This window comes from Ruminococcus sp. AM43-6 (genome assembly GCF_003461785.1).
GTDB lineage: Bacteria > Bacillota > Clostridia > Oscillospirales > Ruminococcaceae > Hominimerdicola > Hominimerdicola aceti.
Map to the genome: position 1 here is coordinate 1 of NZ_QTXU01000025.1, position 22,140 is coordinate 22,140.

23 protein-coding genes and 1 pseudogene are annotated in these 22,140 nt (G+C 44.8%); 3 read left to right on the forward strand and 21 right to left on the reverse strand.

Features of this window, described 5'->3' with window-relative positions:
- Window positions 1-67: 67 nt before the first annotated feature.
- Both DW938_RS15290 and DW938_RS15295 read left to right on the forward strand, forming a co-directional pair.
- Window positions 68-250 (forward strand): annotated as a pseudogene (locus tag DW938_RS15290) (carbohydrate-binding domain-containing protein); the annotation flags it as partial.
- Between the two features lie 117 nt (window positions 251-367).
- On the forward strand, window positions 368-1,423 hold the full coding sequence (locus DW938_RS15295) for a carbohydrate-binding domain-containing protein (protein WP_347517427.1): 1,056 nt from the start codon (window positions 368-370) through the stop codon (window positions 1,421-1,423).
- A 248-nt stretch (window positions 1,424-1,671) separates the two neighbouring features.
- Here DW938_RS15295 and gap read toward each other — a convergent pair whose 3' ends face one another.
- Window positions 1,672-2,709 carry a type I glyceraldehyde-3-phosphate dehydrogenase gene (gene gap, locus DW938_RS11720; RefSeq protein ID WP_022287438.1) on the reverse strand — a complete coding sequence of 346 codons (1,038 nt, stop codon included), beginning with the start codon at window positions 2,707-2,709 and terminating at the stop codon, window positions 1,672-1,674.
- A 252-nt stretch (window positions 2,710-2,961) separates the two neighbouring features.
- Between gap and DW938_RS11725 the strand changes: the two genes are divergently transcribed.
- The gene (locus DW938_RS11725; RefSeq protein ID WP_118125035.1) at window positions 2,962-4,044 is read left to right on the forward strand and encodes a HAMP domain-containing sensor histidine kinase; all 1,083 of its coding nucleotides are present in this window, start codon (window positions 2,962-2,964) and stop codon (window positions 4,042-4,044) included.
- A 104-nt stretch (window positions 4,045-4,148) separates the two neighbouring features.
- On the opposite strand, the gene DW938_RS11730 is transcribed toward DW938_RS11725, so the two are convergent.
- The 20 genes from DW938_RS11730 to DW938_RS11825 all read right to left on the reverse strand — a co-directional run bounded on the left by DW938_RS11730 (window position 4,149) and on the right by DW938_RS11825 (window position 22,131).
- A complete protein-coding gene (locus DW938_RS11730) occupies window positions 4,149-4,703 on the reverse strand; it encodes a hypothetical protein (protein ID WP_118125037.1) in 555 nt (184 codons plus the stop codon).
- Between the two features lie 65 nt (window positions 4,704-4,768).
- The gene (gpmI, locus tag DW938_RS11735) at window positions 4,769-6,292 is read right to left on the reverse strand and encodes a 2,3-bisphosphoglycerate-independent phosphoglycerate mutase (protein ID WP_022287440.1); all 1,524 of its coding nucleotides are present in this window, start codon (window positions 6,290-6,292) and stop codon (window positions 4,769-4,771) included.
- 35 nt (window positions 6,293-6,327) lie between these two features.
- Window positions 6,328-6,777 (reverse strand): hypothetical protein, encoded by a 450-nt coding sequence (locus tag DW938_RS11740; RefSeq protein ID WP_118125039.1) that lies wholly within the window; start codon window positions 6,775-6,777, stop codon window positions 6,328-6,330.
- A gap of 117 nt (window positions 6,778-6,894) precedes the next feature.
- Entirely contained in the window at window positions 6,895-7,671 is a 777-nt protein-coding gene (tpiA, locus tag DW938_RS11745; RefSeq protein WP_022287442.1) for a triose-phosphate isomerase, read from the reverse strand.
- A 125-nt stretch (window positions 7,672-7,796) separates the two neighbouring features.
- Window positions 7,797-8,114, reverse strand: coding sequence for a TfoX/Sxy family protein (locus DW938_RS11750; RefSeq protein ID WP_118125041.1), 318 nt, complete (start codon window positions 8,112-8,114; stop codon window positions 7,797-7,799).
- A gap of 9 nt (window positions 8,115-8,123) precedes the next feature.
- Window positions 8,124-8,672, reverse strand: coding sequence for a hypothetical protein (locus DW938_RS11755; protein WP_117903783.1), 549 nt, complete (start codon window positions 8,670-8,672; stop codon window positions 8,124-8,126).
- Window positions 8,669-9,292, reverse strand: a complete 624-nt coding sequence (locus DW938_RS11760) for a hypothetical protein (RefSeq protein ID WP_117878208.1) — start codon at window positions 9,290-9,292, stop codon at window positions 8,669-8,671. The genes DW938_RS11755 and DW938_RS11760 overlap by 4 nt, the downstream gene beginning before the upstream one ends.
- 74 nt (window positions 9,293-9,366) lie before the next feature.
- On the reverse strand, window positions 9,367-10,590 hold the full coding sequence (locus DW938_RS11765; RefSeq protein ID WP_022287444.1) for a phosphoglycerate kinase: 1,224 nt from the start codon (window positions 10,588-10,590) through the stop codon (window positions 9,367-9,369).
- Between the two features lie 140 nt (window positions 10,591-10,730).
- Window positions 10,731-12,998, reverse strand: a complete 2,268-nt coding sequence (locus tag DW938_RS11770; RefSeq protein ID WP_118125043.1) for an ATP-dependent Clp protease ATP-binding subunit — start codon at window positions 12,996-12,998, stop codon at window positions 10,731-10,733.
- A 40-nt stretch (window positions 12,999-13,038) separates the two neighbouring features.
- Window positions 13,039-13,917: a CvpA family protein gene (locus DW938_RS11775; protein WP_118125045.1), complete on the reverse strand. Its 879-nt coding sequence runs from the start codon at window positions 13,915-13,917 to the stop codon at window positions 13,039-13,041.
- Window positions 13,918-13,933: 16 nt separating this feature from the next.
- On the reverse strand, window positions 13,934-15,583 hold the full coding sequence (locus tag DW938_RS11780; protein ID WP_118125047.1) for a DUF5711 family protein: 1,650 nt from the start codon (window positions 15,581-15,583) through the stop codon (window positions 13,934-13,936).
- Window positions 15,549-16,313 (reverse strand): tRNA pseudouridine(38-40) synthase TruA, encoded by a 765-nt coding sequence (gene truA / locus DW938_RS11785; RefSeq protein ID WP_046441640.1) that lies wholly within the window; start codon window positions 16,311-16,313, stop codon window positions 15,549-15,551. Before truA ends, DW938_RS11780 begins: the two co-directional genes overlap by 35 nt.
- A gap of 17 nt (window positions 16,314-16,330) precedes the next feature.
- A complete protein-coding gene (locus DW938_RS11790; RefSeq protein WP_118125049.1) occupies window positions 16,331-16,615 on the reverse strand; it encodes a hypothetical protein in 285 nt (94 codons plus the stop codon).
- A 10-nt stretch (window positions 16,616-16,625) separates the two neighbouring features.
- Window positions 16,626-17,429: an energy-coupling factor transporter transmembrane component T gene (locus DW938_RS11795; RefSeq protein WP_118125052.1), complete on the reverse strand. Its 804-nt coding sequence runs from the start codon at window positions 17,427-17,429 to the stop codon at window positions 16,626-16,628.
- Between the two features lie 77 nt (window positions 17,430-17,506).
- Window positions 17,507-18,370, reverse strand: coding sequence for an energy-coupling factor transporter ATPase (locus DW938_RS11800; RefSeq protein WP_022287451.1), 864 nt, complete (start codon window positions 18,368-18,370; stop codon window positions 17,507-17,509).
- Between the two features lie 12 nt (window positions 18,371-18,382).
- Window positions 18,383-19,231 carry an energy-coupling factor transporter ATPase gene (locus tag DW938_RS11805; protein WP_046441643.1) on the reverse strand — a complete coding sequence of 283 codons (849 nt, stop codon included), beginning with the start codon at window positions 19,229-19,231 and terminating at the stop codon, window positions 18,383-18,385.
- A 24-nt stretch (window positions 19,232-19,255) separates the two neighbouring features.
- A complete protein-coding gene (locus DW938_RS11810) occupies window positions 19,256-19,555 on the reverse strand; it encodes a hypothetical protein (protein WP_117926934.1) in 300 nt (99 codons plus the stop codon).
- A gap of 72 nt (window positions 19,556-19,627) precedes the next feature.
- Window positions 19,628-20,524 (reverse strand): PfkB family carbohydrate kinase, encoded by an 897-nt coding sequence (locus DW938_RS11815; RefSeq protein WP_117926933.1) that lies wholly within the window; start codon window positions 20,522-20,524, stop codon window positions 19,628-19,630.
- A gap of 28 nt (window positions 20,525-20,552) precedes the next feature.
- A complete protein-coding gene (locus tag DW938_RS11820; RefSeq protein WP_117926932.1) occupies window positions 20,553-21,416 on the reverse strand; it encodes a class I SAM-dependent methyltransferase in 864 nt (287 codons plus the stop codon).
- A 22-nt stretch (window positions 21,417-21,438) separates the two neighbouring features.
- Window positions 21,439-22,131: an NAD(P)H-dependent oxidoreductase gene (locus DW938_RS11825; RefSeq protein ID WP_117939641.1), complete on the reverse strand. Its 693-nt coding sequence runs from the start codon at window positions 22,129-22,131 to the stop codon at window positions 21,439-21,441.
- Window positions 22,132-22,140: the final 9 nt, after the last annotated feature.

Below are 22,140 nucleotides of genomic sequence, written 5' to 3' on the forward strand. Positions count from 1 at the left end.
TTCTCGCTGCATAATTCTTGTTCGAATAAAATGTGTCAAGTGATATTGACAAAACCACTACAAGCACGGCATAGTTTCAAAGGACGATCTTGTTATCACTGACGGCAATATCAATGTGACCTCGGCTTCAACCGCTATGGAAGGCAAGGACAGCGTTAAGATATCTGGCGGAACATTCAACATTTCCGCAGGCACGAACGGCATAAAATCCACTAACACAGAGGCTTCTGACAAAGGCTTTATAAGCGTGACAGGGGGAAGCTTCACAGTAGTCGCAAACAATGACGCATTCGAGGCGGAAACTGTGCTTTCTATCGAGGGCGGAAGCTTTGACATCACCACAGGAGGTGGAAGTGCAAACGCTTCAATGAAGTCTGACGGCACGCCAAACAGAAATTGGCAGAACAACATGGGCAACGGTGGTGGTGGTCCGAACGGAATGGGCAGACCTGACGATAACGGGAACGGCATGGGAGGCGAACCACCTGCAATGCCTACGGCTGACAACACAGGGCTGACTATCAAGACTACGGCTAACACTACTACAGACAGCACAGACACAACGGACAGCACATCAACATCTGCAAAGGCGTTAAAAGCAGGCAGCGAGGTGAACATAAGCGGCGGTGAATTTAAGATAGACTCGGCAGACGATTCAGTACACAGCAACGGAAACATTGTGATAACAGGAGGAAATATTTCTGCGGCGTCAGGTGATGACGGTATGCACGCTAGCGGAAATCTGACCATATCCGACGGCACTGTAGACATCACAAAGAGCTACGAAGGTATCGAGGGATCTATTGTGACAATAGACGGTGGCACCATATCAGTGGTAGCAAGCGATGACGGAATAAACTGTGCAGGCGGAAGCGACACAGGGTCAACAGACAGAATGGGTGCTGACCAATTCTCGTCACAGGACGGTGTTGAACTTAACATCAACGGAGGAACTGTAACCATTGACGCTGACGGTGACGGACTTGACTCAAATGGCAACTTCACAATGGTAGGCGGTACAGTTTGCGTTTGCGGACCTACTAACAGTGGAAACGATGCACTTGACTACAACGGCACTGCAACTGTAACAGGGGGAACGCTCATCGCCTGTGGTGCAGTTGGAATGGAAGAAGGCTTCGGTGACAACTCCACACAATACAGTGTTCTGCACGATCTTGGTTCGACAGTTTCAGCAAACGAAAAACTGACTATCACTGACAGTGACGGCAAGGAGATCTTGAGCTTTACCCCTAAAAAAACTTGGCAGAGCGTTGTATTCACAAGCGCTGACCTAAAGGAAGGCGAAACCTACACCATTACGGCAGGGTCGCAGACGGAAACCGTGACTATTGACGGCATTGTTACTTCTAATTCCAAGGGAATGAGCTTTGGCAGAGGTCATGGCGGAGGACGTGGTTTCTGATATGAACGACAAAAGGACGAACTTGGGGTTCGTCCTTTTTTATTTGGCTGATTTATCGTTCATAGTATGCGGGACGTCGTATTTTTGCAAAGCAAAAATTGCGCTGCTCCCCTACATTTGTGTAATCTAAATCGTAGGGACAAACAGTGTTCGCCAGTTTTTGCTCACCTTTGTTGTATACATACGCAAAAAAGACCGCCTCATGATGAAGCGGTCTTTAGTAAGCAATTTAGTTTTGGCTGTGCAGATTATGCAAGCTCAGCAAAGTACTTGATTGTTCTTACCATCTGTGATGTGTAAGAGTTCTCGTTGTCGTACCAAGAAACTACCTGTACCTCATAGAGGTCATCAGCGATCTTAGATACCATTGTCTGAGTAGCATCAAAGAGTGAACCAAATCTCATGCCGATAACGTCAGAAGAAACGATTGGATCCTCGTTGTAGCCAAATGACTCAGAAGAAGCAGCCTTCATAGCAGCGTTGATGCCTTCAACTGTTACGTCAGCACCCTTTACAACTGCTGTAAGGATTGTTGTTGAACCTGTTGGAACTGGAACTCTCTGTGCAGAACCGATAAGCTTGCCATTAAGCTCTGGGATAACAAGACCAATAGCCTTTGCAGCACCTGTTGAGTTAGGAACGATGTTTGCAGCACCAGCTCTTGCTCTTCTCAGGTCACCCTTTCTGTGAGGACCGTCAAGGATCATCTGGTCGCCTGTGTAAGCATGGATAGTGCTCATGATACCGCTCTGGATAGGAGCATACTTGTTAAGAGCATTAGCCATAGGAGCAAGACAGTTTGTTGTGCAAGATGCAGCTGAAATGATTGTATCGTCAGCTGTAAGTGTCTTCTCGTTTACTGAGTAAACGATAGTCTTGAGGTCGTTACCAGCAGGAGCTGAGATAACTACCTTCTTAGCGCCAGCATCGAGGTGAGCCTGGCTCTTAGCCTTTGATGTATAGAAGCCTGTGCACTCGAGAACTACGTCTACACCAAGCTTGCCCCAAGGACAATCCTTAGCGTCCTTTTCTGCATAAATCTGAAGAGTCTTGCCGTCAACAGTGATAGTATTAGCCTCATCGTCAGCTGATACTGTGTGGAGATTCTCACCGATCTTGCCACAGTAACCGCCCTGAGCTGTATCATACTTAAGAAGATCAGCGAGCATTGAAGGCTTTGTCAGGTCGTTGATTGCAACTACCTCGTAGCCCTCTGCGCCAAACATCTGTCTGAATGCAAGACGTCCAATACGTCCAAAACCATTAATTGCGACTTTAACTGCCATAATTAATTTACCTCCTAAAAATTTTTCTGTATTTATTATACTACATTTTTCTATACATTGCAAGTGTTTTTACAAAAAACTTAGAACTTTTTTTCTTTAAGGCAATACCGCAAAGCCACCTGCGTCCTGATTCGTCAAAGCACTGCTAAATTCTTTAAAATGTGATCAAATATTGATGATTTTTTATTGACTACCCCGACAGTTTAGGTTATAATATTTACATGAGATCTTTATGAAAGGCAGGCTAACAAAGTGGAACTGACATCTTCTGTGAAAGAGATATATGCTCAGTCTGAGGAAAACATTATCCTCACTGACGCTGAGCTTAATGTCATTTGGAAAAATCATGGCGATCTGCCTGATGTTATAGATATTTCTGCTTTATGCGATACTCCGGAAAACGCTTTCATTCTGCCTGTTGAAAAGACAGCTACCTTTGAATATAAGGGCAGGTTTGCAGACTCGGCGGCAATGCGGTTTGAACCACTGAGAGATAATGGCATTATAACGAATTATCTCATACACTATTACTCCTGCATGGACATAGAACGTCTTTCGGACAAGTCTGGGTATTTACGTTTCAAATCGAATTTTCTTGGCAACATAAGGATGGAGCTTTCTAAAATGTTAGCGATGCTTGACAGCCAAAAGGAATCCTTTTCTTCAAAAGCCGGCACTGAATATGAGCATTTTGACCATGAGGCAAGGCTTCGTATACTGAAGACATTTTCCGCAACGGTGAACATGACAGAACTTGCAAAATATTTCAGTGGCAATTTCACAACTGAATATCAGAGCCTATCAGACATATGTGGTGAGGTGTGCGACGAAGAAGGCAATTTGCTTGAGGAGGACGGCTGTATTTTCAGATACTCCATTGACCCGTGCATTTATTTTGAAACAAACAAAAGCCTTATTAAAAATGTGCTTGTAAATCTGCTTGTGAACGCATATATGTACAATGACAAGGAACAACGGCAGGTGGAGCTTATCCTAAAAACCGAGGACGGCAGGATAATACTGTCAGTAAGTGATAACGGCAACGGCATGACAGACGATGTATGGCAGGCGGCTATCACGCCCTTTGGCACATTCCAGAAATACAGTAGCAGCGAGGCGTTGGGGCTTGCACTGGCAAAATGCTTTTGCGACCGTTTTGACGGTGAACTAAGTTATCACAGCGAGATCGGCAAAGGCACTTGTGTGACCATGAGTTTCCCATGTGACAGCCGTGGTTTACCGAAAGAGTTCCATGTGAGCAGAATGCCACCCATACCGAACCCATACGGCAGTACCTACTGCATAATGGCTAAAGGGCTTGACCCGCTGAAATAGGGTTTTGAAAATATCCTGAGCGATCAAACAAGCGGGCGAACGCTGTTCGTACCTACAAATATGATAAGAAAAGGCAGTACCGGGTTTTCGGCACTGCCTTTTTGTTATTTCTTAGGCTCGACAGGTTTTTTAACGCTGTCATAAGCGAACACATATGACCTATAGTCTGGCTGTGAATTTGCGCCGCAATCGCCTAACATCAGCAGAAATTCTTGGTCATCTCTTATTGCATTTGTTGTTTTAAGAATTTCTTTAACTATTTTCTTTATTTCTTTATCGTCATTTTCTTTTTTAGCATATGCAATGACAACCCTCAATGGGCAGTTTATATACGCAAGTTTGCAGACTTCATCAAGCCATAACTTTTTGCTGTTTTCATGTTCGATCGCTACTTCAAGATTCCATAATTCAGGTCTTAGATCAACTTTATTACAATTATCTATAATTTTATCTTTTGAGATATCAGACCAGCCAATTGCATCAATATTATAATACTCTCGGCAATATGTCAATTCATTGCCAAAAATTTGATTAATAATTCCGCCATGCCCCAATACAACATTTGTCCACGCTGAATTGTTGTGGTAACATTCCGAATGGTCTTTGGCTTTGTCACAAAAATCTTTTGCAAATTTTTCGGCTGTGATTTTTTCGTCCATAGTATACACACCTCACAAAAAATGTGCGCACAACATAGCTGTACGCACACTTGGATTTTATACGATTAGTCCTTGATGATAGACTTACCTGTCATTTCCTTTGGCTGCTCAAGACCCATGAGTTTGAGCATTGTTGGTGAAAGGTCAGCAAGAACGCCGCCCTCTCTGATAAGAACATTGCCTGCGCCTGCGATAATAAGAGGTACAAGGTTTGTTGTGTGGGCTGTGAACGGAGAGCCGTCCTCTTCCATCATCTTATCTGCGTTGCCGTGGTCTGCTGTGATAAGTGCTATACCGCCCTTAGCAAGAACTGCGTCGACTGTTTTGCCTACGCACTCGTCAACTGCTTCTACTGCTGCTACGGCTGCATCAAACACGCCTGTGTGACCTACCATATCGCAGTTTGCATAGTTGAGGATAATTGCGTCATACTTGTCAGACTCTATTCTCTTGAGAACTTCGTCGCAAACAAGATATGCACTCATTTCAGGCTGGAGGTCATATGTTGCTACCTTTGGTGAATTGATGAGGGCTCTGTCCTCGTTCTCAAAAGGTGCTTCTACGCCGCCGTTGAAGAAGAATGTAACGTGAGCATACTTCTCTGTTTCAGCGATTCTAAGCTGTGAAAGACCCTTCTTTGCGATATACTCGCCGAAAGTATTTTCAAGGCTTGCTGGCTTGAATGCAACGTCAACGTTTGGCATTGTTGCGTCATACTGTGTCATGCAGACATAGTAAAGTGGAAATCTGCCATTTCTTCTCTCAAAGCCTGTGAAGTCGTCATCAACGAGAGTTCTTGTTATCTCTCTTGCTCTGTCAGGACGGAAGTTGAAGAAGATAACGCTGTCGTTTGCGGATATCTTGCCGTTCTCATCGATAACTGTAGGAACAACGAACTCGTCTGTAACGTCAGCGGCATAGGAAGCCTTGATAGCGTCAACTGCGTTATCAGCCTTATTGCCCTCGCCGTATACCATTGCGTCATAAGCCTTGCCTACACGCTCCCAACGGTTATCTCTGTCCATTGCATAGTAACGTCCCATTACTGTTGCTATCTTGCCGACGCCAATTTCCTTGAGCTTTTCTTCAAGCTCAGCTACGAAGTCAACTCCGCTTGTAGGAGGAACATCTCTGCCGTCCATAAAGCAATGAACGTATACCTTTGTAAGACCTGCTTTCTTAGCAAGCTCCAAAAGACCATAGAGGTGTGAATTATGTGAGTGAACGCCGCCGTTTGAAAGAAGTCCGAACAGGTGGAGTGCGCTGTCATTCTTCTTGCAGTTCTCAACGGCTGCTGTGAAAGCTTCGTTTGAGAAGAATTCACCGTCCTTGATAGACTTTGTAATTCTTGTAAGCTCCTGATAAACTATTCTTCCTGCACCGATATTTGTATGGCCTACCTCTGAGTTACCCATCTGTCCCTCAGGAAGTCCAACGTCCATGCCGCTTGCACCGATAAGAGTGTGCGGATAGTTGGCAAGAAGTCTGTCGATATTAGGTGTTTTGGCAGCTCTGATAGCGTTGCCGTAATCCTTGTGATTATAGCCGAAGCCGTCCATAATGATAAGTGCTATGGGTTTCTTTGACATATTTCTTAGTCCTTTCAACATCATTTATATTCGTATTATCCCCAATAACCGCCATTTTCAAGGAAACTCAGGACATATTCCTTAAATTCCTTGGCAGTATCGTCGCCTGTGTAATAGGTCTTTGCGCCGATACGGACATAGTTACTCTCTCCTGCTTCATAGTAGATAGAAGTGCCGTCTGAACATTTCATATCGAGCCAGCTACCGCCGATGACATCTTCATGTGAATCCGGTTCTTTTTCTTCTGCGTTCTCAGTTACCTTTTTGGTGAACTCTGCGGTTTTGTCGAGAAGCTCGCTGTCTGTAAACTCAACGCCACTAAGGAGCTTACTAGAGTCCATTTTGATAGTTACATTTTCAAGCTGAGCTTCAGATGTTGTCTGAGAGCTTTCTGCCGCAGGTGCGCTGCTTTCGTCAACGCTTCCGCAGGCTGCAAATGACATACACATGGATAATACTAATGCTGCAAATATTAATTTTTTCACAGTTGCGTCCCCCTGTTCAAAAAAAGCAGAGGACAGCCGCAGCCGTCCCCTGCGGAACTTTTTATTTGTTTGTTCTTGTGACGAATGATATTTTGCCCCTAGATATCCGTCTGTTAATTAGCCCTCAACAGCTGCCTGAACGATAGTATTGAAGTCAGCAGCCTTCAGTGATGCGCCGCCGATAAGACCGCCGTCTACGTTCTCCTTAGAAAGAAGCTCTGCACAGTTCTTAGCGTTCATTGAGCCGCCGTACTGAATTGTAACTGCCTCTGCTGTAGCCTCGTCATAGATCTTAGCAAGTGTTGCTCTGATGAATGCGCAAACTTCCTCTGCCTGATCTGCTGTAGCTGTCTTGCCTGTGCCGATAGCCCAAACTGGCTCATAAGCGATAACGGACTTCTTAACGTCCTCTGCTGATACGCCGAAGAAATCAAGCTTTACCTGTCTTGCGATAACTTCCTCTGTGATGTTGCACTCACGCTCCCAGAGAAGCTCGCCAACGCAAACGATAGGCTTAAGACCAGCTGCAAGAGCTGCCTTTGTTCTCTTGTTTACTGTTTCGTCTGTTTCACCGAAATACTGTCTTCTCTCTGAATGACCGATAACAACGTACTCAACGCCAAGCTCAACGAGCATATCTGCTGAGATCTCGCCTGTGAAAGCACCGCTCTTCTCAAAGTGAACGTTCTCTGCACCGATCTTTACGTTTGAACCTGCTGTTGCGTTGATAGCAGTTTCAAGGTTTGTAAAAGGTACGCAAGCGATAACTTCTACCTTGCCCTCAGCGTTTGCAACAAGTGGCTTGATAGCTTCGAGAAGCTCCTTAGCCTCAGGTCTTGTCTTGTTCATTTTCCAGTTTCCTGCAATAATTGCTTTTCTTACAGCTTTTTTCATGATAAAAAACTCCTTTATTTTTTATAGGGAACAGAAAAACTGCTCCTGCTAGTTTTCCAAGTCTATTATACAACATTCCCTCGTATTTGTCAACTAATTAACAAAGAACCTCCGCTGTTTTTACCTTATTTTTTCTTTGATCTTGGCGGTGGGAGCTGTTCATACATTGCTTCCACAAGTCCTTTGAGATGATCCTTATCATCGGTATTATCCACAAGGTACATTGGCTTTGCACCTTCATAGGGCATCTCTAACGTTATGTCTTTAAGATGATCTTCTGCAGCTTTCACGGACTTCACAAGAAGTCTGTTATCATAAATGCCACCGAATATTCTGTCCTTATAATATAATATATACTCACCAAACATTTTTCTTGCTCGGATATCTTCAAGCTCGCTGAGCTGTTCGAGTATGTATTCAAAATAACTCTCATCAGTTGGCATATTTTCTCCTTAAAGCTTGTCGATAAGCATAACAGCGCCGAAAATCCCCAGCAGCACGCCGATAGCTATCGCCGCATAACCGAACGGTGTCTTTTCCTCTTTCTGCTCTGCTTCCTTTTCTTCCTCGGTGACTTCCACCTTTGATTTTTCGTCGTCAAGATAAAACTCCTGCGGATTCTCAGGATTATACTTTATATCGATCATATCCCCTTTATTATAACCGTTGTCTGTAACTATCTGGGTATACTTTTCTCCGTTCACAGTATAACCTATTTTCCATTCAACAAAGACCTGATCTTCACCGCCGCTAAAAGACGGCATTGTTGTTTTTACCTTCTGCAAAGCCTTTGCCTGCATTGGCTCATAATGGTCTTCTTCGGGAATATTCTGTTCTTGATCCGGGAAAAACCGATAGCCTTTAAGCGCCTTGATACCGAAATATATCAGCCCTATTCCTGTAAGGAACAGAATTATCCCTCCGATTCCCTGCCAGCCAAGGTTAACGCCTGCCAAAACACTGACCTTGAAATTTTCAGCTAAAAGCATTAATTCGTTCATTCCGTCACCTCGTTTCTTTCAGAGGAATCGGGCGAGATAATGACAATATGTCCGCTTTCCGACCCGCTGTCCTCGAAGGTTTTCATATTAAAAGTATGTATGAAAGTCATTATAGAGATTACAGCAAACACCGCTGCAAAAGCTCCGAAAAAAATTCTCATGCTTATCCCGTAAACAAATTCGCCGCGGCATTCATTTTCAATTTCGGCGATACCGTCTGCATAATCCGAAAGGTAAAAATCGTCGGGATCATTCTCACCATAACATATATTTACATAGCCGTCGTTAAGAATGTTTTCGATAAATTTGCGGTAAACTATGCCGCTTTGATCTGTATATTCGATTTCAAGCTGGTTTACATAGGAAGTATACGCTCCCCTGCTTTCGGAAAAATCCTCATATTCGGATCTGCTTTCCCCTACTACCTTAGCAAACGTTTTAACATATTTACTGCAATCATCGGAACTTTCTGAATTTCCGTAACGCTTACAGCCGATCTTTACAAATCCAACTGCCGCCAGTGCCGACGCAACAGCCAATATACAGGCAAAAACAAATGCCGCAGTAATACTGCTTTGTGAATAGTATACTGTCAAAACCAAAGGTTCACGGTAAATCATTGATACCCCCATAATTAAAAAGGGGCAGGCAAATGACTGCCTGCCCCAGCTTTTAAGTCGAGCAAATATATAAATTACTTGTCGGCAATAACGTCGATACCCGGAAGAACCTTGCCCTCGAGGTATTCAAGTGAAGCTCCGCCGCCTGTTGAGATGTGTGACATCTTGTCAGCGAAACCGAGCTGGATAACTGCTGCTGCTGAGTCGCCGCCGCCGATGATAGTTGTAGCGTCTGTTTCAGCAAGTGCCTTTGCAACTGCGATAGTACCCTTTGCAAGTGTTGGGTTCTCGAACACGCCCATAGGACCGTTCCAAACAACTGTCTTTGCAGACTTAACAGCCTCGCCGAAGAGAGCCTGTGTCTTTGTGCCGATATCAAGGCCTTCCTTGTCAGCTGGGATCTTATCAGAATCAACAACTTCTACGTCGATAGGAGCGTCGATTGGATCAGGGAAACCTGCTGCAACTGTTGTGTCGATAGGGAGAAGAAGCTTCTTGCCGAGCTTTTCAGCCTTTGCCATCATTTCCTTGCAGTAGTCGATCTTTGTATCGTCAACGAGGGAAAGACCAACTTCCTTGCCCTGTGCCTTAAGGAATGTATATGCCATACCGCCGCCGATGATAAGTGTATCGCACTTCTCAAGGAGGTTTGAGATAACGTTGAGCTTATCTGCTACCTTTGCGCCGCCGAGAATAGCAACGAATGGTCTAACAGGTGTTTCAACTGCATTTCCGAGATAGTTGATCTCTTTCTGCATGAGGTAACCAACTGCTGTTTCCTTAACGAACTTTGTAACGCCTGCTGTAGAAGCATGAGCTCTGTGAGCTGAACCGAAAGCGTCCATTACGAATACTTCGTCGTCAACGAGGTCAGCAAGTTCCTTAGCGAAAGCTTCGCCGTTCTTTGTTTCCTCTGCGCCTCTGAATCTTGTGTTCTCAAGAACAACGATATCTCCGTCAGCCATTTCAGCAACTGCCTTCTTAGCGTTGTCGCCAACAACTGTATCGTCAGCAGCGAATGTTACCTTTGTTTCAGGAAGAAGCTCTGCAAGTCTTGCAGCAGCAGGAGCAAGTGAGAACTTAGCCTCTGGGCCGTTCTTTGGCTTGCCAAGGTGTGAACACAGAACTACCTTGCCGCCGTCAGCTACCAGCTTCTTGATAGTTGGGAGAGCAGCTGTTATTCTGTTATCGTTTGTAATAACGCCGTCCTTAAGAGGAACGTTAAAGTCAACTCTTACGAGTACCTTTTTGCCCTTTACATTAATGTCATCAACAGTAACTTTGTTTAAACCTGCCATTTTAAAGACACCTCTCAATTTAATTTTTTTTAATTCACGTTGTTAAAAAACTAACAACCTTACCTTTATTATATAACATACCGCCATAAAAATCAAGTATTTTTTTATAATTTTTACCCTGATTTTATAACTTTAGGCTTTTAAAGTGCGTCCACCTTTATCTCTCCGTTGTCAGCAGATATTGCCACGGCGGACACCGCTCCCTCGCCCTTGTCTATAAGCAGTTCGGCTATCTTATCCTCCACCTCGTTTCTTATGACACGGCGGATATCTCTTGCACCAAGCTTCTGACCGTATGCCTTATGTGCAATAGCTTTCAGAGCTTCATCTGTATATCTCAGGCTGATATGTTTCTCCTCCAGCGGCGACTTCATCTCGTCCAGCATAAGACCTGCTATGCCCGCGAAATTCTCCTCTGTGAGCGGATTGAACACAACTATCTCGTCTATTCTTCCAAGAAACTCAGGACGCAGGAACTCTCTCAGTGCTTTCATTGCCTTATCCTTGGCGATATCACTGTCGGTCTTATTGAAGCCCACACCTGTATCTCTATCAGTCGAACCTGCGTTTGATGTCATGACGATAACTGTGTTCTCAAATGAAACGCTTCTGCCCTGTGAATCGTTGATACGTCCCTCGTCAAGTATCTGGAGAAGTATGTTCATAACGTCAGGGTGAGCCTTTTCTATCTCGTCAAAAAGTACCACTGAATATGGTCTGCGGCGCACTTTTTCGGTAAGCTGACCTGCTTCATCAAAGCCTACATATCCCGGAGGTGAGCCGATAAGCTTTGATACTGAGTGCTTCTCCATATACTCGGTCATGTCAACTCTGATAAGCGGCTCGGTGGCGTCAAAAAGCTCTTCTCCAAGGACTTTCACCAGCTCTGTTTTTCCAACGCCTGTTGGGCCGACGAAAATAAACGAAGCCGGTCTGCGGCGTTTAGAAAGTTGAACTCTTGTACGCTTTATTGCCTTTGCGACCTTATCCACTGCCTCGTCCTGACCGATAACACGCTTTGAAAGGGCTTCTTTCAGATGCTTTATCTTATCATACTCGGTCTGAGCTATCTTATTTGCAGGGATACCTGTCCAAAGCTCTATTACCTTTGATATATCTTCCTCTGTGACCTGAACGTTTTTAAGAGTTTCTTCCACCTCTTTGAGTCTGTTCTGGATCCTGAGTATCTCGCCCTTTTCCTTTGCGATTATCTCATAGTCAGGGTCTGACTTCTGTTCGTAATCCTCAACGAGCTTTTCATGCTTTTTAAGCTCCTCGTTAAGTGCGTCGAACTCCTCTATTTCAGGTGTTCTGATACTTGTGCAGGCGCAGGCTTCGTCAAGAAGATCTATCGCCTTGTCAGGGAGAAATCTGTCGTTGATATATCTTTCAGAAAGCACTGCACACTCTCTGAGCATATCGTCTGATATCTTTACTCTATGGAAATTCTCATAATACTGCTTTATGCCTTTGAGGACTGTGATTGTGTCCTCAACTGTCGGCTCGGAAACTGTTACAGGCTGGAAACGTCTTTCAAGTGCAGAGTCCTTTTCGATATACTTTCTGTACTCCTTGAAAGTCGTTGCACCTATTACCTGTATCTCGCCTCTTGAAAGGGACGGTTTCAGGATATTAGCTGCGTTCATCGTTCCCTCATTGTCGCCTGTGCCAACAAGGGTATGCACCTCGTCTATAAAGAGAATAACATTACCCTGCTCTTTGACCTCTTCCACAAGACCTTTGCAGCGGCTCTCGAACTGTCCTCTGAACTGAGTGCCTGCAACAAGTGCGGTAAGGTCGAGGAGGTAAAGCTCCTTATCCTTGATATGGAACGGCACATCTCCGCCAACTATCCTCTGTGCGATACCCTCGGCAATGGCTGTTTTACCAACGCCAGGTTCGCCTATAAGGCATGGATTGTTCTTCTGACGTCTTGACAGGATATGGATAACTCTTGATATTTCCTTATCTCTGCCCACAACGTTATCAAGCTTGCCCTCTCTTGCTTTCTGAGTAAGATTTGTGCAATAGTTATTGAGAAATTTAAGTTTTTTCTTTTTATCCTTTGGCTTGTTCTCTCCGCCCTCATCGGTGGCTTTAGGCATACCTCCTGCGAGGTTGCTGAAAAGATTGGCTGCGTCACCGCCGAAAAGATTGCTCAGGAAGTTCGTTCCGCCTGGCTCAAAATCGTCCCCGTCGGAAGCCTCCATAAGCTGATTTGACATTGCTTCAAGGTCATCGTCTGAGATGCCCATTGCTTTCATATAATCGTCCACCTGCGAAATGCCAAGCTCCTTAGCACAAACAAGGCAAAGTCCCTCGTTCTTCTTGTGCTGAGGGTCCTTGGCGTTCATCTGTGAGATGAACACCACAGCAGGACGCTTTTTACATCTTGAACACATTAACATTTTTATTTGCTCCTTTCCTTACTGATACACCTTTCGGTGATCATTTATACAGAATATCAAAGAAGTAACTGAACAGATAGGTATTTTCAAAAACAGCGCTGTTGAACTTGGGAAGCTTGTTCTCGGTGGCATTTATCACAGTGCAGACCATAAAGGCTACCAACACCAGATACAGGCCGCCTTTGCAAAGACCAAGCGCCATGCCTGCGAAACGGTTTGCCGCTGTCAGACCTGCCATTCGGGTGAAAACTCCCGACAGACGCAGGATAAGCCTTATGACTATCTCCATAAGCACATACATCGTCATGAACACGCAAAGCCTTATAAAAGTCAGAGCGATCGGTCGGAAAATGTTCTTTTCCAGATATTCAGCACCAGTTCTGCCACCCTCAGAGAGAGCCTTTACGGCTTCGTCTATCTGCTCGGCAGTGAATTTCACCGCTTTCGACAAACTTTTTCCAAGCTTATTGCCCTCCAGCTTTTCGCTGAGCTTTTGGGGCATAACGCTGTGTATATACTCTGAAAGCTCCTCGCCCTTTTGCTGAGCAGTATCAAGGTCTGTTCCCTTTGAAACAAGCAGCTTTTCGGTATTCTCCGCAAGAGTGCCTGCCCCTGACAGGACGTTTTTTATCTCCTCGTCTGAAAGGTCGATATCAACGCCCTCGTTTTTCAGTTCATTGCTCACAAGCTTTGAAAGATCCGTCTGTTCAGCAGCTTTTTCAAGGCTTGTTATAAGCTGTGTTTTGAAATATTTGTTATATACATTTTCAGCCGACATATTGGCTATAAGAAAAGCCACAAGAACGGCTGCCACTGTTCCGAGCATTGTGATGACATATCTCACAAAGCCCTTACAGTATCCTGTCAGAGCGGTCACGATAAGGATCATTATAACTGCTCCGTCAAAAAAATATGCCATATTTTCCTGCCTTTCGTCAGGTCTCGAAAGCTATTTTGTTTATCTCATGCAGACCCAGGAAATAAACGCTGTCGTTGAGGTAAACAAAGTCAAGATACTCAGAGGACACTGCCGCTGTTGCAAGTAGATTTCCTGCACTGTCATAGGCTTCTATATTATCCTCGCCGAGTAGGATCACCTTCTTGTTCTCTGCGGTCATTTTCTTAGGCTTGCCGCTTTGAGTATAAACAACGCTGTCAGGCTTATCTCCGTCAGAGTCCGAACGGAACACCGCAAGAGTTCCTGTTTTACGCTGTATGCCGTCGAATGCTACTGCTGCAGTGGTATCTGTCAGGGCATAGTCTGAAAGCTCCTCAGGATATTCATACTGCATAAGTATTTTACCATTGCTGTCAAGCTTGTAGAAGCAGGTATCGCCCACTACCCAATAATCGCCGTTATCGTTTCGCTGAACGGCAACTGCGAGAGTTTCAAGCTGTTCGCTCTTCATCTTCTCCTCTGTGCTGTCAAAGGTCACATAATAGATGGCCGAGCGTAACGCTCCGCTACTGCTGGAAAATGTTGAGATACAACAGCCGCTTCCGTCCTTATCAAAGCTTATATCAAGTATTCTTCGTGAGCTTGACCACTGATATATCTCTGCTCCTGAGGAGTCATAAACTGTCAGCACTGCGGCATATTTCTCAGTCTGGGTGACCACTGCAACTGTGCTGTCAGGGGCTATCTCCGCCAAAAGTATAGACTGGTCTATATCCTTTGAGAGCAGCTCGCCCTTTTTATTCAGCACTCTGAAAGAATTTCCACCGTTATCGTAAACAAGCACACGCTTTCCGGATGTTCTTACAACAGGGTTTGCAAAGTTGTGAGAATTATCCGATATCTTATTGCCAGACTCGTCATAAAAAGCAATGTTCCTGTCGTCAACTCGAACTATACCGTCGGAAAGCTGTTTTATAACATTTACTGAGCTTTCATCAAAGGTCAGCGGGAAATTTCCGCTTTGCTTTTTGCCGTCGTTTACTATAGTGGCATGAGGTCTGTCCAAAATGCCCTCAAGCTTCGGCACCCACACTCCTCTTGAAGCGTAAACGCCAACTCCGAAAGCGACCACCACTGCTATGGCGGCTATCTTTTTATAGAGCTTTTTGTTTTTCTCTTTCTTTCTTGCCGCTCTTATATCGGTGACGTTGGATATTTCCTCGTCAGACCTCTCTGCTTTCTCGGCTTTCTCAGCCTTTTTCTCTTTTCTGCTTTTATGCTCGGATTTTTCCTCTTTGCTTTCTGAAGCCTGCTCTTTATTTTCACCGCCTGATACTGTTATCTTGCTTTCATCAGCTTTTTCAGGCTTTTCCTCCTCGGCTTTATCCTCAGTGTTCGTCAGCTCTATTCTGCTTCGTGACTCCTCGGCTTCTTCCGCTTCTTTTCGGAGCTGTTCTTCCTGCTCACGTTCCGCCGCTTTCTGAGCCGCCTTTTTCTGACGCTTTATCTCTCTGAAAGTAACGTTCGGCATAGGCTCTTCTGCACCGTGAAACTCGTCACGCTGAACAAAATCCGTCTGCTTGGTTATTCTTATTGTTTTTTCTTCTTTGGTAGGCGGATTTTTCTTTCTCCGCCTGCTCTTTGATCTTTTATCATTCACCTTGTTCAGATCCTTTATCTTTATCATAATACACTTCGTTAAGATACAATCCCTGCGGCGGAACGGTCTTTCCGCCTCTTGTTCTGTCCTTTGACGCAAGTATATCGGGTATTTGAGTTTCTCCTATCTTGCCCTCATTTATAAAAATAAGCGTGCCTACCATTATCCTTACCATATTGTACAGAAAGCCGTCTCCCGAAACTGTGAATATCACAAGCTCGCCCTCACGTCTTACATGGAAAGAGAATATAGTCCTAACTGTATTCTCCTTTGTGCAATCGGTGGAACACATGGCTTTGAAATCATGCGTTCCCACAAAATCCTGTGCCGCCTTATCAAGCTTTTTCTCGTCTATGGGGAACCAACTGCGGTAGGCTGTATCTTTATAAAAGGGATTTTTTATCTCGCTGTTATGTATAATATACTCATACTCCTTGCCGCTGCACATATATCTTGCGTGAAAATCAAGGGGGACTTTTTCGCACTCCAGCACTGAGATATCGTCCGGCAGCTTTGAATTAAGTCCGAAAACTATCCCACGGCAGGTTATTGTGGACTCTATAAGAAAGCTTGCACAAAATCTTCTTGCGTGTACTCCTGCGTCTGTTCGTGAGCAGCCGTTCACTGTGACTGTCTGTCCCGTCAGCGAGAGGATAGCCTCTTCAAGCACCTGCTGAACGGCAAGAGCGTTGTTCTGCCTTTGCCACCCATGATAGGCTGTGCCGTTATAGGCAAGTATTATCCTGAAATTTGTCATGAGTATATCCCGTTTCTTTAGTCGAGTGTTATGGATTCTATATTGTCGATCCTTATTATTTTTGTCAAGTCCTTTTTCTTCTCGTGTACGATGAGCTTTACCCATTCGTCATCGACATCAAGAATGGTGCATCTTGTACTGAAAAAACCATCGCCGTCAATGGTACATTCCATACCGATAAGGTCTTTTATAATGCCTGACATTTTACTTCCCCCATTTACATTTCTCTCAAGTTTCTTGACTTTTCTTTCCAAAGTGTTAAGTCTGTCATCTTGGTCCATATCTTTAAAAATACTGCTCATAATACCCCTCCTATACGACTATATTTATGACGATAACGCCTGCAAGGAACAGCACGCAGAACACCGAGCCGTAGAGGTCGACTATGCTCATATGGAGCTGTTTCATTCTTGTTCTGCCCTCTCCGCCGTGATAGCAACGGCACTCCATTGCGAGGGCAAGCTCCTCGGCGTGTCTGAACGATGCCACGAAAAGCGGTATGAGCACTGGAATAAGGGCTTTAGCTTTCTGAATGAGCGAGCCTGTTTCCATATCCGCTCCTCTTGCTTTCTGGGCTGACATTATCTTGTCTGTTTCCTCGATAAGGGTAGGGATAAATCTCAGGGCAATAGTCATCATCATTGCAAGCTCATGGACAGGCACTTTTATCTTTTTCAGCGGTGAAAGCAATCTTTCGATAGCGTCTGTCAGGTCGATAGGCGAGGTGGTGTAGGTAAGAAGCGAAGTGCCGACAATAAGGCAGATTATCCTTATCATCATGAACACTGCCGTGTCAACGCCTTCATCGGTTATCTTGAGAAATTTCCACTCAAAATAAGCTTTGCCCGTTCTGATAAAAAGCAGATTGAGTATCGCCGTAAATATTATTATCGGCACGATAGGCTTCAAGCTTTTTAGCATGAGTTTGCCGGGTATTTTCGATATGATAAAAGTGAGAATAGTAAAAGCTATGCCCACAAGAAGTCCCCACACGCTGTTTGCGGCGAAAAGCATTACTATGAAAACCGCCGTCATTATTATCTTTATTCGTGCGTCCATTCGGTGAATGACAGAATTTCCGGGAAAATACTGTCCTATAGTAATATCCTTTATCAAGGTATATTCCTCCAATTTTCTATCTCAACTTACACAGTCCTGCTCTCTGCTCATATGGGTCAAAGGCAGTCCGCTGCTTACTTATTCTTTTTCTGCTCCAGCATTTCAAGGATGACCTTTTTCGCATAGCCAACTGTATACACATCGTCCTTAATATCTATGCCCATGGCTTTGAGCCTGTTTATAACTCTTGTTATCTGCGGCACTGCAAGTCCCATTGACACAAGCTCCTCAGAACGGTGGAACACCTTTACTGTATCGTCATAGCAAAACAGCTTCGATTCGTTCATGACGAGTATCTTTGAAACGTTCTTTGCGATATCCTCCATAGAATGGGATACCAGCAGCACTGTATTTTTCATCTGCTCATGATACTCTCTTATAAGACCAAGTATCTGCTCCCTACCCTTTGGGTCAAGACCCGAAGCAGGTTCGTCAAGGATAAGCACCTTTGGGTTCATTGCCATAACGCCTGCTATAGCCACACGCCTTTTCTGTCCGCCTGAAAGTTCAAAAGGCGATTTGTCAAGTATCTCAGGGCTTAGTCCCACCATTCTTGCGGCTTCTTTCACATACTTGTCTATCTGATCTTCCTTGATACCCATATTCTTAGGTCCAAATGCGATATCCTTATAACAGGTCTCCTCAAAGAGCTGATACTCAGGATACTGAAACACAAGACCCACCTTAAATCTTATAGGGCGAAGTCTTGATTTATCGTCCCACAGCCTTTCTCCGTCTATATAGACGCTTCCGCTCGTGGGCTTCAAAAGGCCGTTGAAATGCTGGATAAGGGTAGATTTGCCTGAGCCTGTATGTCCTATTATACCCACCATTTCGCCGTCATTTATCTCTATATTAACATTGTCTACGGCTGTTTTGCGAAAGGGCGTACCCTCGCCGTAAACATAAGTCAAGTTTTCCGTTTTAATTACTGCCATTGTTACTCCCTATCACTTAAGCATTTCATAAAGCTTCTGAACGCACTCGTCCTCGTGGATTATCTCGGTGGAGATGTCATAGCCTGCCCTTTTAAGCTCCCAGCAAAGCTCTGTCACCTGCGGCACGTCAAGTCCCAGATTTTTCATGGTTTCCACATTCGAGAATATCTTCTTCGGAACGTTATCCATTATGACCTCGCCGCCGTCAATGACCACCACACGCTGTGCCTGTGCGGCCTCTTCCATATAGTGGGTGATCAACACGATAGTAACGCCCTGCTCGTTGAGCATTTTGACAGTTTTCATTACCTCGTCCCTGCCGTGAGGATCGAGCATGGCGGTAGGCTCGTCAAGAAGTATACAATCAGGCTTCATTGCGATTATGCCAGCGATAGCCACACGCTGTTTCTGTCCGCCTGAAAGCTTATGGGGTGCATGAAGTCTGTATTCATACATACCGACGGTTTTAAGAGCCTCGTCAACACGTCTGCGTATCTCATTCGGCTCGACGCCCATATTTTCAAGGGCGAAAGCCACGTCCTCCTCCACGATAGTTGCAACTATCTGGTTATCAGGGTTTTGGAATACCATGCCCACCTTTTCTCTTATAGGCAAGAGGTTATTTTCGTCCAAAGTGTCCATGCCGTTCACATAGACAGCCCCCGACTCAGGAAGATTTATAGCGTTTATGCACTTTGCAAGTGTAGATTTGCCTGAGCCGTTATGACCAAGCACTGCCACAAACTCGCCTTTTTCTATGTTCAGATTTATGCCTTTAAGCACCTCCGTTTTAACAGGTGGCTCTTCAAGGTCGTTCACATAGGAAAAGTGCAGATCCTTTATTTCAATAAAACTGCTCATTTTACTTTCCTTACCAAATTTAGTTTATTCCTTATCTTCAGGCTGTTCTTTCTGTTCAGCCTTTCTTTCCTTATGCTTTTCGTAAACATTTTCGGCTTTATCTATTCCTTTATCAAGGAGCTTTTCAGCCTTGTTCTTTACCTTTTTGCCCGTTTCGCTCTCTACGAACTCATGGGCTTTTTCCTTGCCCTTTTCAAACAGCTCTCCTGCCTTGCTCTTTATCTTCTGCCCCTTTTCACTTTCAGCAGCCTCGTGAGCTTTTTCTTTGCCCTTTTCAAGCATATTTCCTGCCTTGTGTTTAAGTTCATCAAAATCAAAAGACATAACCTTTCCTCCTGTCTGAAATTTCGGTTTATACCTTATTATAATATATGGGTATGCGAACGCTGTTCGCCCCTACATATTACCCATAAGCTTTTCAATATCTTTTACTGTTGGCGGATAAAGTGCGATAGGAAACTTTTCCACCGCCGCACCTGCCACAGCACAAGCTGTTTTCACCAATGTATCGTCATCAAGACCTTTATAAAGCCCATATACAGCGCCCGCCTTAAAGCTGTCCCCAGCACCAAGTGTTGACACTACGTCTACTTTAAATGCAGGGCACATCTTTGGCACAGCACCCTTCCTGCCATACATCGCACCCATTTCACCAAGGGTAAATATCACAAGCCCGTCTGTATTATCTGTATAAAGCATGAAAAGCTCATCATAGCTTTTATCCGGATAATATTCATCAAGGTGCTGATGAGATATGCAATTTACTGCACAATGCTTATGTATATAGCTGTCATAGGCACAATCTATGGTGACGTATTTCTTGCCATATTTTACGCAATACTCAGCTATCTTATCACCAAAATAAGGGTCAGCCGCAACGCAGGCTGAATTTTTCACTGACTCCTCCGAGGGCTGTTCATAAAAAGCCTTCGGACGTGAATAAAGCTTATCCCACTCGCCAAAACAGGTGCGTGTATTTTTATCTATGATAACATAGTCGGTCACGCCTTCAAAGTCCTCCGTTACAAGCTCCGAAAGGTCAGCAGTCTTGTCTGCAAAATAATCCTTTATAAGCTTTTCATTGCCGCTTCCAAGGTGAGTACCGCCAAGCTTTACAGGCACATTCAGACTGCAAAGAACAGCCGCCGCTGTTCCGGTCTCACCACCGACAAGGTGATACTTTTCCTTTATCTCTGCCGTGCCGTCAGCCTTTGGAAAATCACCGTCAAGAAGGAACGAACAGGTAGAGATCATTTGACCGTACATATAAACATAATTCTCAGTATATTTCATGTGAACACCATACCTTACTATAGCAAAACTATTTCTGCCAAATTGCCGTTGAACCGCATGGAAGCACACCGCCTGTTGCCTCCACAGGCAATCCTATCTCATCAGCCGTGACGTTTCCGCCAAACCTAGTTCCGAGGACATCTCTCAGGATATATGCCATAACTGAGGGTGAAAGTCCTGTGGTATAGCTGTTGAGCAGGAAGAAAAGCGGCTCGTCGCTCAAAACGCCTGAGCAGGTCTTTACAAGGTCATAGATACAATCTTCAAGCTTCCATATCTCTCCGCCAGGTCCTCTGCCGTAGGACGGAGGATCCATAACGATAGCGTCATATGTCTTGCCACGGCGTATCTCACGCTGAACGAACTTTTCGCAATCGTCTACAAGCCAGCGAATAGGCTTATCGGAAAGCCCTGACGCAGCGGCGTTCTCTCTTGCCCACTGCACCATGCCCTTTGATGCGTCAACGTGTGAAACGCTTGCACCTGCTTCGGCACAGGCAAGGGTAGCTCCGCCTGTGTATGCAAAGAGGTTTAACACCTTTATCTCTCTGTCTGCGTTTCTTATTTTATCAGCCATGAAGTCCCAGTTCACAGCCTGTTCAGGGAAAAGGCCTGTGTGCTTGAAGCCCGTTGGTCTGATTATAAACTTCAAATTCTTATAGCCTATGTTCCAGCTTTCAGGCAGGCGCTTTCTGTATTCCCATTCGCCGCCGCCCTTTGATGAGCGGTGATAAACGCCGTCTGCCTTTGTCCAAAGGTCAGAACGCTTCGGTGACTTCCAGATTATCTGAGGGTCAGGTCTTACAAGCACCTTTCCGCCCCAGCTTTCAAGCTTATCTCCGCTTGAGGTGTCTATTATCTTATAGTCTTTCCAGTTTTCTGCAATTCTCATATTTTTTATCCTTATATAAAATTTACTTTTTCCACGGCCTTTTATTTTCCGTCCAGCCCTTTGCCTGCCAATATGAACTATCCGCAGGGTTCCAGCCCTTTTTGTTTGCAAAGTGGAAAATGGTGAAATACATTCTGCCCTTAGCACTGACCTTTGGCTCAAAGCTGTCGTTTTTAAGCTTTGCGGCAATGCTGTCGGTCTTTTTCTCTATCTTTGCAAGCATTTTGTCGGAAACCTTGCTCCAGCTCGTTGCGTGCACGCCGAAACCTATCTTATATATCTTCGGCACGCCCCAGAAAGAAAGGCTGTCAGCCATATCCTTGTTAGTGCTTTTCATGCCTGCACCTGCGGCTGTGGATATCACCACGGCACGTTTTGAGAACATTTTCTCCTCAGGTCTGTGGACTATCCAACGCCAACCGTAATGGTCGAGCCATGCTTTCATCGAGCCTGTGCAGTGGTAGACATACACAGGGGAAGTGAGTATCAGCACGTCTGCTTCGTCCACCGCTTTGGTGATAGGGTCGAGCTTCTCATAGTGAGGACACTTTTCTTCGCCTTTCATAAAGCAATTGGTACAGCCGCAGCAGAACTCGCCGAAATCTCTCGGCAGGAAGAACTCTGTCACCTCGCCGCCAAGTTTATCGGCTAACATTTTGCCTATATGATATGTAGAGCCTTTATGGTTTTGACCATTTATCAAAGCTATTTTCAAAATATCACC

Coding starts and splice junctions, on each gene's coding strand:
- DW938_RS11790 (WP_118125049.1), bottom strand. CDS start 16,615: ATGAGCAGTATTTTTAAAGATATGGACCAAGATGACAGACTTAACACT.
- DW938_RS11770 (WP_118125043.1), bottom strand. CDS start 12,998: ATGTTAATGTGTTCAAGATGTAAAAAGCGTCCTGCTGTGGTGTTCATC.
- DW938_RS11730 (WP_118125037.1), bottom strand. CDS start 4,703: ATGGACGAAAAAATCACAGCCGAAAAATTTGCAAAAGATTTTTGTGAC.
- DW938_RS11765 (WP_022287444.1), bottom strand. CDS start 10,590: ATGGCAGGTTTAAACAAAGTTACTGTTGATGACATTAATGTAAAGGGC.
- DW938_RS11755 (WP_117903783.1), bottom strand. CDS start 8,672: ATGAACGAATTAATGCTTTTAGCTGAAAATTTCAAGGTCAGTGTTTTG.
- DW938_RS15295 (WP_347517427.1), top strand. CDS start 368: ATGAAGTCTGACGGCACGCCAAACAGAAATTGGCAGAACAACATGGGC.
- DW938_RS11805 (WP_046441643.1), bottom strand. CDS start 19,231: ATGAGCAGTTTTATTGAAATAAAGGATCTGCACTTTTCCTATGTGAAC.
- DW938_RS11820 (WP_117926932.1), bottom strand. CDS start 21,416: ATGAGAATTGCAGAAAACTGGAAAGACTATAAGATAATAGACACCTCA.
- DW938_RS11775 (WP_118125045.1), bottom strand. CDS start 13,917: ATGGCATATTTTTTTGACGGAGCAGTTATAATGATCCTTATCGTGACC.
- truA (WP_046441640.1), bottom strand. CDS start 16,313: ATGACAAATTTCAGGATAATACTTGCCTATAACGGCACAGCCTATCAT.
- DW938_RS11810 (WP_117926934.1), bottom strand. CDS start 19,555: ATGTCTTTTGATTTTGATGAACTTAAACACAAGGCAGGAAATATGCTT.
- gpmI (WP_022287440.1), bottom strand. CDS start 6,292: ATGTCAAAGAAACCCATAGCACTTATCATTATGGACGGCTTCGGCTAT.
- DW938_RS11800 (WP_022287451.1), bottom strand. CDS start 18,370: ATGGCAGTAATTAAAACGGAAAACTTGACTTATGTTTACGGCGAGGGT.
- tpiA (WP_022287442.1), bottom strand. CDS start 7,671: ATGAAAAAAGCTGTAAGAAAAGCAATTATTGCAGGAAACTGGAAAATG.
- DW938_RS11815 (WP_117926933.1), bottom strand. CDS start 20,524: ATGAAATATACTGAGAATTATGTTTATATGTACGGTCAAATGATCTCT.
- DW938_RS11780 (WP_118125047.1), bottom strand. CDS start 15,583: ATGATAAAGATAAAGGATCTGAACAAGGTGAATGATAAAAGATCAAAG.
- gap (WP_022287438.1), bottom strand. CDS start 2,709: ATGGCAGTTAAAGTCGCAATTAATGGTTTTGGACGTATTGGACGTCTT.
- DW938_RS11750 (WP_118125041.1), bottom strand. CDS start 8,114: ATGCCAACTGATGAGAGTTATTTTGAATACATACTCGAACAGCTCAGC.
- DW938_RS11760 (WP_117878208.1), bottom strand. CDS start 9,292: ATGATTTACCGTGAACCTTTGGTTTTGACAGTATACTATTCACAAAGC.